The 11,479-nt window shown below is 60.1% G+C and carries 12 protein-coding genes; 1 reads left to right on the forward strand and 11 read right to left on the reverse strand.

Annotated features, from left to right (window positions below; all coding sequences use genetic code 11):
- Positions 1–222: 222 nt before the first annotated feature.
- From ACTQ1E_RS08365 to ACTQ1E_RS08400, 8 genes are all read right to left on the reverse strand, one after another.
- Positions 223–666, reverse strand: coding sequence for a GatB/YqeY domain-containing protein (locus ACTQ1E_RS08365; protein ID WP_117862823.1), 444 nt, complete (start codon positions 664–666; stop codon positions 223–225).
- A gap of 54 nt (positions 667–720) precedes the next feature.
- Entirely contained in the window at positions 721–1,944 is a 1,224-nt protein-coding gene (locus ACTQ1E_RS08370) for a peptidylprolyl isomerase (protein ID WP_427795602.1), read from the reverse strand.
- 179 nt (positions 1,945–2,123) lie between these two features.
- The gene (locus ACTQ1E_RS08375; RefSeq protein WP_427793748.1) at positions 2,124–2,591 is read right to left on the reverse strand and encodes a PTS sugar transporter subunit IIA; all 468 of its coding nucleotides are present in this window, start codon (positions 2,589–2,591) and stop codon (positions 2,124–2,126) included.
- Between the two features lie 65 nt (positions 2,592–2,656).
- Positions 2,657–3,124: a PIN domain-containing protein gene (locus ACTQ1E_RS08380; protein WP_441565813.1), complete on the reverse strand. Its 468-nt coding sequence runs from the start codon at positions 3,122–3,124 to the stop codon at positions 2,657–2,659.
- Positions 3,121–3,465, reverse strand: a complete 345-nt coding sequence (locus ACTQ1E_RS08385; protein WP_441565815.1) for a type II toxin-antitoxin system RelB/DinJ family antitoxin — start codon at positions 3,463–3,465, stop codon at positions 3,121–3,123. The genes ACTQ1E_RS08380 and ACTQ1E_RS08385 overlap by 4 nt, the downstream gene beginning before the upstream one ends.
- Positions 3,466–3,698: 233 nt before the next feature.
- Positions 3,699–4,406 (reverse strand): phosphoribosylglycinamide formyltransferase, encoded by a 708-nt coding sequence (purN, locus tag ACTQ1E_RS08390; protein WP_441565817.1) that lies wholly within the window; start codon positions 4,404–4,406, stop codon positions 3,699–3,701.
- Positions 4,396–5,499, reverse strand: a complete 1,104-nt coding sequence (purM, locus tag ACTQ1E_RS08395; RefSeq protein WP_441565819.1) for a phosphoribosylformylglycinamidine cyclo-ligase — start codon at positions 5,497–5,499, stop codon at positions 4,396–4,398. The genes purN and purM overlap by 11 nt, the downstream gene beginning before the upstream one ends.
- Before the next feature lie 156 nt (positions 5,500–5,655).
- Positions 5,656–7,326: an amidophosphoribosyltransferase gene (locus ACTQ1E_RS08400; RefSeq protein WP_441565821.1), complete on the reverse strand. Its 1,671-nt coding sequence runs from the start codon at positions 7,324–7,326 to the stop codon at positions 5,656–5,658.
- A gap of 297 nt (positions 7,327–7,623) precedes the next feature.
- Between ACTQ1E_RS08400 and ACTQ1E_RS08405 the strand changes: the two genes are divergently transcribed.
- Positions 7,624–8,853: a putative ABC transporter permease gene (locus ACTQ1E_RS08405; RefSeq protein WP_441048756.1), complete on the forward strand. Its 1,230-nt coding sequence runs from the start codon at positions 7,624–7,626 to the stop codon at positions 8,851–8,853.
- Between the two features lie 106 nt (positions 8,854–8,959).
- Here the strand turns inward: ACTQ1E_RS08405 and ACTQ1E_RS08410 are convergent, their stop codons facing one another.
- From ACTQ1E_RS08410 to purE, 3 genes are all read right to left on the reverse strand, one after another.
- Positions 8,960–9,376 carry a molybdenum cofactor biosynthesis protein MoaE gene (locus ACTQ1E_RS08410; RefSeq protein ID WP_441565823.1) on the reverse strand — a complete coding sequence of 139 codons (417 nt, stop codon included), beginning with the start codon at positions 9,374–9,376 and terminating at the stop codon, positions 8,960–8,962.
- A gap of 143 nt (positions 9,377–9,519) precedes the next feature.
- The gene (locus ACTQ1E_RS08415; RefSeq protein ID WP_441565825.1) at positions 9,520–10,524 is read right to left on the reverse strand and encodes a class B sortase; all 1,005 of its coding nucleotides are present in this window, start codon (positions 10,522–10,524) and stop codon (positions 9,520–9,522) included.
- 36 nt (positions 10,525–10,560) lie between these two features.
- Positions 10,561–11,025 carry a 5-(carboxyamino)imidazole ribonucleotide mutase gene (gene purE, locus ACTQ1E_RS08420; protein WP_154516732.1) on the reverse strand — a complete coding sequence of 155 codons (465 nt, stop codon included), beginning with the start codon at positions 11,023–11,025 and terminating at the stop codon, positions 10,561–10,563.
- Positions 11,026–11,479 lie beyond the last annotated feature (454 nt).

Below are 11,479 nucleotides of genomic sequence, written 5' to 3' on the forward strand. Positions count from 1 at the left end.
CGCAAGTGTCCGGCGAGGGGGCGGCTTTGTAAAGCCGTTTGGCCCCACCCGCATAGCGGGTGGTTTCTGATGCGGCGCGCTGTGCGCCCCGCACAGGCTAAAGCCTTTAAATGAAAGGGCGCAGACCTTATGGTCGCGCCCTTGAAATTGAACGTCAGATTGCCGCGTGTACGGGTTTGCAGCGTCGGGCCGTTACGCGGTTTGGTAAAACCGCGTAACAGATTACGCAAGCTTTGCGCCGACAATCTTTGCCGCGGCAGGCTTATCGAAGTTGCCGCCGGTGGCCTTGCCGAGCGCCCCCATAACCTGGCCCATCTGCTTCTTGGACGTGGCGCCCAGCTCGGCGATGACCTGCTCGATCAGAGCCTCGAGCTCCTCACCCGAAACCTGCGCAGGCAGTAGGCTCTCCAGAATCTTGACCTGCTCGGTCAGGTTGTCGGTACGATCTTGATCGGTACCGGCCTTGATGGACATCTCCAACGTCTCGCTTGTCTGCTTAATCAGGCGCTTGATCATGCTGTTGACGTCTTCCTCGGTCACGTCGCGGCGCTCGTTGACCTCGATGTTCTTAACCTCGGCCTTGACCTGGCGAATGATAGACAGGCGAACCTTGTCCTTGGCCTTCATGGCGGCAATCATTTCCTGCTGCAGCTCTTCGTTGGTCATCTGCAAATCCTCCTCAATAGTGTGGGCGGCACTCGCACGAGCACCGCCCCTTGATTACTCAGTCGTCGACGAATCGTCGGTCGAGCTCTTGGTGACGCCCTTCAGGCTTACGTTATAGGGCACGTCCTTGGGCATGGGGTTGACGGTAATGTCGGCATCCTTCGTGTACTTCTCCAGCCACTCGTTGTATGCCGTGCCCGATGCCTGGGTCTTCACCACATTGGAAACGTACTTCTTAATAGCCTTGGGCACCTGATTGATGTCATCGACCTGGCCGTCGACATGGAAGTAGTCGGTGCACTTGATGATGTGGTAGCCATACGTCGACTCGACCACGTCGCTCACATCGCCCTTGTTAAGGCCCTCGAGCGCCGTCTGGTAGCTGTCGACAAAGGTGGTGAGCTTATCCCAGCCCACGTCACCCTTCTTCTCCTTGGAACCGGTGTCGTCGGAATACTGCTTCACGGCATCCTCAAAGCTCAGCTCGCCGGAGTTGATCTTATCCAGGCACTCCTGCGCCTTGGCCTTGGCGGCGGCCTTGTCCTCGTCGGAAGCGTCGGAATCAACCTTGATCAGGATGTTCGACGAGCGGCGGGCATCGTTGTAGTTAGACAGGTTCTCGTTAATGTAATCGACAATCTCGCTGTCCTTGGGCTTGCTGGTGGGAGCAACGGCATCCTTAAGCTTCTGCTGCGCCAGGCTCTCCTTGAGCGAGTCCTTGTAGGTGTCCTCGGTATAGCCGTAGGTCTTAAGGGTCTCCTTAAAGGTCTTGGCGCCGCCCGCGCTCTTGCAGGCGTCCTTCCAAGCCTTCTCTACCTCCTCGTCCGAAACCGTCACGCCGTTCTCCTTCTGCGCCTGCTGGAGCAGAATCTGCTGCGTATAGGAATCGATGAGCTGTTTGCGGTACTTCTTGGGCGTCAGGTCGTTATTGACCAGGTACTGCGCCCAATCCTTGTCCTTTGTGTAGCCATAGGACGTGCGCATGCTCATGATCTGCTTGGTTACGGTGTCCTCGGTGAGGTTGGTTCCGTTGATAGTAGCAGCCACGCCGCCGGTCAGTTTGTAACCCGAGTTATTGTTCTCGGTCTGCGACATCAAACCGGAGCACGCCATGGCCGAGACGGAAAGCAGCATCGCCAGCACGCCGATAACCACCAGGACGATCTTGACGGTCTTGGACACATAGGTCTTGCGCTGCTTCTTGCGAGAGCTGGAGGCGGCGCGGGACCGTTGCTCGGGCGTCGGTGCGGCCTCTGGGTTCTTTTTCTTGTTTGCCATAGTTGGCCTTTCGCATCACGAATCGAACAAACGTCATTGTGTCACAACGCAGCCCCGCGGCACACCTGGTGCATGGGAGACAGGTTAATCTGCACCATTTTGGTGCAAAGGGGACAGCTCCGACAGCTGGGGACGCTCCTTTTCTGCCGGCAGTTAGGGACAGCCCCCAAATGCCAGTCTTAGAAGTGGCGGCGGATGGCGTCGACCATGCCCTGGGACGAAGTCTGACCGAGCACGTCGGCTGCGGCGTCGGCATCCATAAAGATATTCATAAGCGCTTGCAGAGCCTCGACCTGGCCGCCCGGCTCGGCAATACCCAGATTGATGATGATCTGCGCCGGCACGGGGGCACCCATGCCCGCCATAGCATTGAACGTCACGGGCGCGGAGGGCTTCATCACCGCGATATAGGGCTTAGCCACAAACCCCGGATCGGTATGCGGAATGGCAATATTGGCCGCCGGCATAGCGAGGCCCGTGGGATAGATGTCCTCGCGCGTACGGACGGCATCGAGCCAACCGGACGCAATGTAGCCGCGCGGAGCAAGCTCGCCCTCGAGTCGCGCAAACACCTCATCCGGCGTCGCGCACTCCCAATCAAAAAACACCAGCTCAGGCGCGAATAGCATCTCGGCGTTATCCGCCATACCGTCCTCCAAAGTTGCATGAGGTTCACAATGCCCCATATGATAGCGAAACCAGACAGGCAAGGTTAGCCGAGGATCCCAATCATCTCGAGTGCGCGGGCAGGCGTCAAGCACACCTCGGGCATCGCCTCCAGCATGCGCCGGTCGCTCGTGACCACGTAGTCAACATCTGCCGTCTCGCCCGAAGCGATGATGAGGTTGTCTTCGAGATCCGGCATGCGCTTGCCAAGCATGCGCGCCATCTCGCACTCCGCCAACGAAAGCGGAGAGGCGGTTGCCACCTGCATCATGTGCTCAATGCAGGCCCATGACGCCGAGGTAAACGACACGTTAATCCCATTCGCATTCCGCCGGGCTAGTCGCCGGGGCAAAATATAGAACACATCCTTTGCCGTCGTTGGGGCATACAGAAGGTCAATCATTCCTGCCTCGGCCAGTTCAACCAATCTTTTCGCTTCGTCGAACGCCCCCTCTTGCAGGTAATAATCGAGCCAAACGTTCGTATCTACCAAGAGATGCTTTGCCTCGATCATCGACAATTCGCCTCAATATCGGCAATCATCGCGTCATACATATCATCTCGTACGGCATCCCAGTCTTCCGCCGAAGATTCTGCCGATGCGAAATCCGACGCGCTCAGCCCCAACGAGGAAAAAGCTAGGCCACACCCCTGCTCAGCCAGGCTCTCCGCGCGGGGCGCCTCACGCTTATCCGTCACCATAAATCCCGGCAACGCTTGATGCTCGACAAGATAGGCCCAAAGCGCACGAACGGCATCGCTCGGCCCCAATCCATTGCGTGTCAGGACCGCATCGCCACCAGCCTTGAGCATAGGATCGATTCGTGTGTTGAGCTGCACCGTTGCTGCACCCATAGCGGCTCCTCTCTACTTGCTAGCAGTATAGCAAACATAAAAGGCCACGCAAAAGGGCCCCGCCCACACACGGACGAGGCCCTATCGGATTTCTTGGAATGGGAATGGTGCCCGTCACGTTATCCAGAGCCCAAAATCAAAGAGGTATTAAGCTGATTGGGGCACATGTGATTCCATATGCCCCAATCAGCTTTTTGATAGTTTACATTGCAAGGAAAACCAAGCGAATCCTTTTACGCACGATGGCGCGCCGGGTCAATTGCCACCTTGCCGCTCTCCAGCACGTGGACGCGGCCGTCGGCGAGCATCTGCACGACCTCGGGATACAGCACGTGCTCGATCGCATGGATGTGCTCCTCGAGCGTGTCGACATCCCAGCCTTCCTCAACGGCCAGCACGCGCTGGGCAATGATGGGGCCGTTGTCGTAGATCTCGTTGGCAAAATGCACGGTCACACCGGTCACCTTGACGCCGCGCGTAAAGGCATCGTCGATCGCATGCGCACCGGTAAAGCTCGGCAGCAGCGCCGGATGCAGATTGACAACGCGGTTGGGGAACGCCGCCAGCAGCGGCGTATGCACCATGCGCATGTAGCCAGCCATGACCACATACTCGCAACCGCGCTCGAGAAGCTCGTGCGCAATAATCTCGTCGGCGGCGATAGGGTCGGCGTAGACATCCTTGGAGAGCGTCAGCGTCTGGATACCCGCACGCTCTGCACGCTGCAGGCCCTTGGCCGAAGGACGGCTCGACACCACGAGCTCGATCGAAGCATTGAGCTTGCCGGCGGCGATCAGGTCGATCAACGCCTGTAGGTTGGTGCCCGAACCGCTGATGAGCACGCCGATCTTGAGCGGCTCGGTGGTATCGGTGCCGGTCGGACGGGTATAGGGCGCAAAACCCAGGCCCTCGGCGGCAGCCATCTGCTCGTTAGCGCTCATCGGAGTACACGACCTTACCGGAGCCCTCGACGCATTCGCCCACGCGGAACGGCTTCTCGCCCAGCGCGACCAGGGCATCGGTTACCGCGGCCTCGTCTTCGGGGGCGACAATCAGGCACAGGCCGACGCCCATGTTGAAAGTCTTGCATGCCTCGTTGGGCGTAAGCTCGGCCTGGTGCGAAACATAGGTGATGACGGGCGGAATGTCCCAGCCCATCTCGGCGCCATTGCGGGTGACCACGGCGTCGACGTCGTCGGCCAACGCACGGTTAAGGTTCTCGGTGATGCCACCGCCGGTGATATGGGCGATGGCGTGCACCGGAGCGCCGCCGCGGAGCAGCTCAAGAATCGGCTTGACGTAGATGCGCGTGGGGGCCAGCAGAGCGTCTGCCAGTGATGCGCCGCCGAGCTCCTCGAGCGGACGGCTCAGCTCCTCGGCCTTAGCGGCGGCCTCGGGCGTACCAGGCTTGATGCCGTCAACGCCGATGACCTTACGCACGAGCGAGTAGCCGTTGGAGTGCACGCCGGTGGAGGGAAGGCCCAGAATCACGTCGCCGGGGCGGACGTTGGCGGGGTCGAGCATCTTGGGACGGTCGACGACACCCACGGTAAAGCCGGCGAGGTCGTAGTCGGCGGGAGCCATGACGCCCGGGTGCTCGGCCATCTCGCCGCCCACGAGCGCGCAGCCCGCGAGCTTGCAGCCATCGGCCACGCCCTTGATGATCTTTGCCATGTGCTCGGACTCGATGTGGCCGATGGCAACATAATCCAGGAAGAACAGCGGCTCGGCGCCCGAAGCCAAAATGTCGTTGACGCACATGGCAACCAGGTCCTGGCCCACCGTCTCGTGACGGTCCATGATCTGGGCGAGGACGAGCTTGGTGCCCACGCCGTCGGTACCGCTGATCAGGATCGGGTCTTCCATATCCTTAAGCGCGGCGGCCGAGAACAGGCCGCCAAAGCCACCGATGCCGCCGATAACCTCGGGACGGTTGGTATCCTTAACCATTTGCTTAATAGCGTCGACGGCGCGGCCGCCCTCGGCGGTATCGACGCCGGCATCCTCATACGTCACATGCTTGCTGTCGCTCATCTGAGCCTTCCTCTCCCACTACCGTTTGACACACAGACGCCAAACAGTGCCCATAGTTGCCCTCAAGTTGGCGCACACGGTAACAACGCGCGCCGCCAAATCAACAAAACAGCAGGTAAAACCTACCAAAATAAACCTGTCCCTAAATGGCAGGTTTTAGGCCTCGCCGTGCTTCTCTTCCCAGCTGCGGTCATCGTATTTCTCGACCACGGCGTCGTCGCCAAAGTGCAGCGGCTTATCCAGGTTGCGGGGCTTAAAGCCCTCCATAAACTTGTCGCGGCCAAAGCTCTCGGGAATCGCCACGGGGTAGCGTCCGGTAAAGCACGCATCGCAGTAGCCGCCCTTGGGCATGACCTTCAGCAGGCCCTCGACCGAAAGGAAGGCCAGCGAATCGGCGCCAATGTACTCGCAGATCTCATCGACCGTCTTGTTAGCGCTGATGAGCTGCGACTGCACGTCGGTATCGATGCCGTAGAAGCACGGCCAGATGACCTCGGGCGAGTTGATGCGGATGTGAATCTCCTTGGCGCCGGCGTTGCGCAGCATCTTGACGAGCTGCACCATGGTGGTGCCGCGTACGATGGAGTCGTCGATGACGACCAGGCGCTTGCCCTCGATATTGTCGCGCAGTGGATTGAGCTTCATGCGCACGCCCATGGCACGCAGCTCCTGCGTGGGCTCGATAAACGTACGGCCCACATAGCGATTCTTGATGAGGCCCTCGCCAAAGGGAATGCCGCTCTCGCGCGAATAACCCTCCGCAGGCGGCAGACCGGAGTCGGGCACGCCGATGACAAGGTCGGCATCGACGGGCTCCTCGTGTGCCAGCTGACGACCCATGTCGTAACGGCAGGCGTAGACGCTCTTGCCATTCATGATGGAGTCGGGGCGGGCAAAGTAGACCTGCTCAAAGATGCAGTTAGCGGGCTCTTTGGCAGCGGGCACACCCTGCTCGGATACCAGGCCCTCGGCACTGATGCGCAAGATCTCGCCGGGACGGACATCACGGACATACTCGGCGCCCACGATATCGAGTGCACATGTCTCGGAGGCAACGACCCAGCCGCCAGCGCGCGTGACATGAGCGGCAGCGTCGACCGTCGCGGCGTCGTCTTGCGACGGTAGCTGCGAAACGGATGCGGCGTCGGCCTGGTCCAGGCCCTCGTCCACGAGCTTGCCCAGCACCAGCGGACGAATGCCATGCGGGTCGCGGAAAGCGTAGAGTGCCTGCTCGTTGATGAGCGTCATGGCGTAGCCGCCGCGCACGAGCTCCATGGTCTTGCGAATGCCCTCGCGCAGGTGGCCCGTACACTGGGTAAAGTAGCCAATGAGCTTGGTCGCGACCTCGGAATCCGAATTGGAGAGGAACGGCACGCCGAGCTCGATCAGCTGGCGGCGCAGCTCGTCAGTGTTAACCAGGGTGCCGTTGTGCGCAAGCGCGATGATGACGCTGTTGATGGTGGAAAGATGCGGCTGCGAGGCTTCCCAGCTCTTGGCGCCGGCGGTGCCATAGCGCACGTGGCCCACAGCCAACTGGCCGGAGAGCGTCGACAGGTCGGCGTTGGAGAACACGCGATCGAGCAGTCCCAGGTCTTTGCGAACCATAACCGTGCCGCCATCGCCCACGGCGATTCCCGCCGATTCCTGGCCGCGATGCTGCAGCGCACGCAGACCAAAGTACGTCAGTCGAGCCACGTCGCGATCGGGTGCCCACACACCAAAGATGCCGCATTCCTCATGCAGCTGGTCGGAGTCCGGATCATACGTCGACATGGTCGTCAGCCGTCCCGTAGCACGCTCGGCCGCGCGGATGGTTTCTTGAGACATGGCATCCCCTCAGAGCCTCGTTATTTGGCGTTACCTGCCCTATTATACGCACGGCAAGACAAGCACTCCCGCGCATGAACAGCGGTTTTTAAAAGCCCACCGAGCTTATAATCCGTTTTGCGGCCAAACATTTTATCGGGCAACCCGCCCTCGGGGCCAACGGTCCCGTATGTTTCCGTCGCGACGCGTCTCGCCCACCGTTAGGGCTTACATTGCTGCAATTGGGCCATTCGTCCTGTCTTTTAGCAGGTCGGCGGCGTATCCTTGTAACCTACAACAAAACGAGAAAGGTTCCGTATGGATCGAAACGAACTCGACCCCAGCGTCCCCAGCGCCACGGAGGTCAAGAAGATTCCCCTCATCATTAAGGTGTACGCCGTCCTGTGCATCCTGTCCGGCGTAGGCACGCTCCCTTCGGTCGGCGCCTTTATGTGGCGGGTCATCACCGCGCTCATCAACGGCAACGCCGCCGCCAAGCTCGGCGACAACACGCTCGTCGCGGTCGGCCTTATCGTCGCCGGCATCATGCTCTCGGCGGCGAGCGCGGTCATCTTGATCATCTTTGGCCTGGACCTCATCAAGAACCAGCGCCGCAACGCCGCGCGCCTGTCCTATATCCTTATCGCACTTACCGTCGTTGAGCTTTTGGTCGACGTGATGCTCCAGGGTATCGGGCCGTTCTTGCTGCGCCCCGCCATCCAGCTCGGCATCCTCGTCGCGCTTTCGGCCACTGTTGACCCAACACTTCGTCAGGAGCGCGAACTGCAGCGCCGCTTGCAGGAGATGCTCGATCGCGACGCCGCCGCCGAGGGTATGCTCGGCCGCGATGAGACCGGCGAGGGCTACATCAAGCTCAACTACTTCAACCTGTTCTGGGTATTCTTTGTCTGCTGCGTGCTCGGTCTGATCCTGGAGGACATCTGGCACATGACGGTCGACGATCCAGGCGTCTACCAGAACCGCGCCGGCATGCTATTTGGCCCCTTCAGCCCCATCTACGGATTTGGCGCCGTACTCATGACCATGGTGCTCAACCGCTTCTACAAAAAGAACCCCATCATTATCTTTTTGGTGAGCGCCCTGCTTGGCGCAAGCTTTGAGGTCTTTGTGGGCTGGTTTATGCAGACCTCGTTCGGTGTGGTCTCGTGGAACTACTCGCACATGAAGCTCTTTGGCATGCCCGATCCGCTCGCCGTGCTTACGGGCGGTCGCACCTGCACGGGCTTCGCCTGCCTGTGGGGTCTGGGCGGACTCATCTGGATCAAGCTGCTGCTGCCCAGATTGCTCAAGCTCATTAACATGATTCCCTGGAAGAATCGCTACTCAGCCACCGTCATCTTTACCATCATCATGCTGGTCGACGGCGTCATGACGCTGCAATCGCTCGACTACTGGTACCAGCGTGTCAACGGCACGGCCAGCGATATTCCCGTTGCGCAGTTCTACGGAAAGTACTTCGATAACGAGTATATGGAAAATCGCTTCCAGAGCATGACCATGAGCCCCAAGGACGCCACACGCGTGTAGCGAGCGCCGGCACAAAACAGCCCCAACACACCAAAGCCCGCTGGCAGATTTACCTGAACTGCCAGCGGGCTTTTGCTATAGACGTACACGGGTTGCCGGCTAGGCGTTACGCTTCGCGCTCGACCTCGCTCACGCACTCGTTCTTGATAGTGCCGACGAGCGCCTGCAGGGCATCGACCACATGCGGGCGAATGTCTCCGCCAATGAGCACGAGCATGATATCGTCGCCCACGGCAAGCTCGCCGCTCGCCAGCCATACGCGCACATAGCCGATGCCGGGCATCGCGCGCGTCGCCTCGATGGCAGCCTGCACCTTTTCGGCATCGAAGCCGAACACCATGCCGCCCACCTTGTGGCCCGGCGCCACGCCATCGGTCTCGACACCGCGCGCCTCGGACTTGGGTGTCGCACGCACCACGCCATTGTGCGTCAGGTACATGCCACACGCCGGCGCCGAAGCGTCGGCCTTGGCTTCGCGCAGCCACGCATCGACCGAAGGCATCAATTTGCCACTTTCAAGCATCGCTTTCCTTTTTTTCCGTCGTCGAGTAGCTAATTTGGGACGGGGCTCTTTTAGCTACCCCCGTCACCTAACCCAGCAAAATCATTCTGCATATCCGGGGTAGCTAAAAGAGCCCCGTCCCAAATTAGCTACTCTCGAACCACTTATTCCTCGACCGGCGTGAGTACCATGACGGCGCGCGTATTGCTAAATGACAGTGAGCGGCAGGTCACAAGTGTTACGACCTTGGTTGCCGAAGCGGCACGATCGGTGGCTTCGCTCGCCACGGCAGAGGCACCGTCAAGCATCTCGGACAGATAATTCGTCAGCCCGTCGTCGCCCTCAAAGTTGGTCGCGCGCGCCTTGGAGTACGTATCCTCAACCACCTTGGTCGCCAGCGGTCTCAGCTTATACGTGCCATCGCGCGTGATGTAGTACACGTACTCGATGCTGTCGAACGTCGCCTGGTCGGTGGTGTCCGAGATCACATTAAACATCGATCCGTCGTTCATATGGTGGCCGTAGATTGTCGTCTGCTGGTCCACCATGCCCGGCGCGACATCTTCGAAGTCCAAGAAAATCGCACCCGATGCATTGGACGTACCGTCAAACAGCGTGTTGAGGTATTTAGAGTTGTCCTTGGCCTGCACCACGGGATAGTTGATGTTGGTATCCGGCACATAAATCCATCCCACGATCTCGGGATTTGCCTTAGCAAGAGCGTCAAAATCGACAATCGGCACGCCGCTCGCATCCTTATCGCTCACGTACTGCTTCTCGATTTTCTGGTACGAATCGCTTGCCTGCTTATAGCCAATCTGAGCATTGATAAAGATGGCGGCAGCGGCGACAATCAGACCGATGCCCACGATGATGAGCAGAATGGGGATGATGGAGCGGCGCTTCTTACGCGGCGGCTCGGTGTAGCTGGACGGAGCGCCGCTCGGTTGCCTCGTCGACCGGGCCTGCTTCTTTGCCGTGCCATATGACGAGGGGCGAAACGCAGCCGGCGTATCCTGACGGCGATGGGACGTCGGCGTTACGGGGCGCGGCGCACGAGCCTGTTGAGGAGAGGATGCCCGACCCTGCTCCATGGAGCGGGCCGATCCCGACTTGGATGGATCGGGGATATGAGAAGCCGAGAAACGTTTTCCCTGATAGTCGGACATGACTCTCCCTATGATTACAACGGAACGGCAAGCCGCTTAGGCGTCAGCCATCTCCTGCTTCATCTTCTCGATAATTGCGCGATACTCGGGATCGCAAGCACCCAGAATCTGCGTGGCGTAGATGGCGGCGTTCTTGGCGCCGTTGATGGCAACGCATGCCACAGGCACGCCCGAAGGCATCTGCACCATCGACAGCAGCGAATCCATGCCGCCCAGATCACTCGTCTTCATAGGCACGCCGATAACCGGCAGCGGCGTAAAGGCAGCCACGACACCGCCCAGGTGCGCGGCCTTGCCGGCTGCGGCGATAATCACCTTGATGCCACGGTCGGCGGCAGTCGAAGCCCACTCGTGGACCTTCGCCGGCGTACGGTGCGCGCTGGCAATCACGAGCTCATAGGGCACACCGAGCGCCTCGAGCTCGGCGGTGCAGCCTTCCATAACGCCCAGATCGGACTTGGAACCCATGATGATCCCGACAACCGGCTTTTGATCTGCCATAAACAAAGACCTCCTGTTGAGAGCGGTGACGCGGCCAATCCGCGACCCTTAACTACTGAGAGTAGTATAGCTGCTCCCGTCCCTGCGGTCTGCGTGTGCCCCGCGGCGGTCTGGTGTTTTCATCTTCACTCCGGTTGCTTCGCAAAGTCGTTCAGATGAAAACACCAGACCGCCGCAGAGCACCTTCGACCTACCGGATATTGCCATGACGTACGTTGGCTGAAATATTAACGTGGGATCTGCCGTTCATTCGAACGGCAGATCCCACGCTCACTTTATTTCTCAACCCTAGTCATCGCGCAAAGCCCCTTCGACAGTACACGGTGCAGCCAAGTCACCACAGGCCGGGGGGGGGGGGGGGGGGGGGGGGGGGGGGGGGGGGGGGGGGGGGGGGGGGGGGGGGGGGGGGGGGGGGGGGGGGGGGGGGGGGGGGGGGGGGGGGGGGGGGGGGGGG

The organism is Collinsella sp. LCP21S3_C7 (assembly GCF_052118485.1).
Taxonomy (GTDB): domain Bacteria; phylum Actinomycetota; class Coriobacteriia; order Coriobacteriales; family Coriobacteriaceae; genus Collinsella.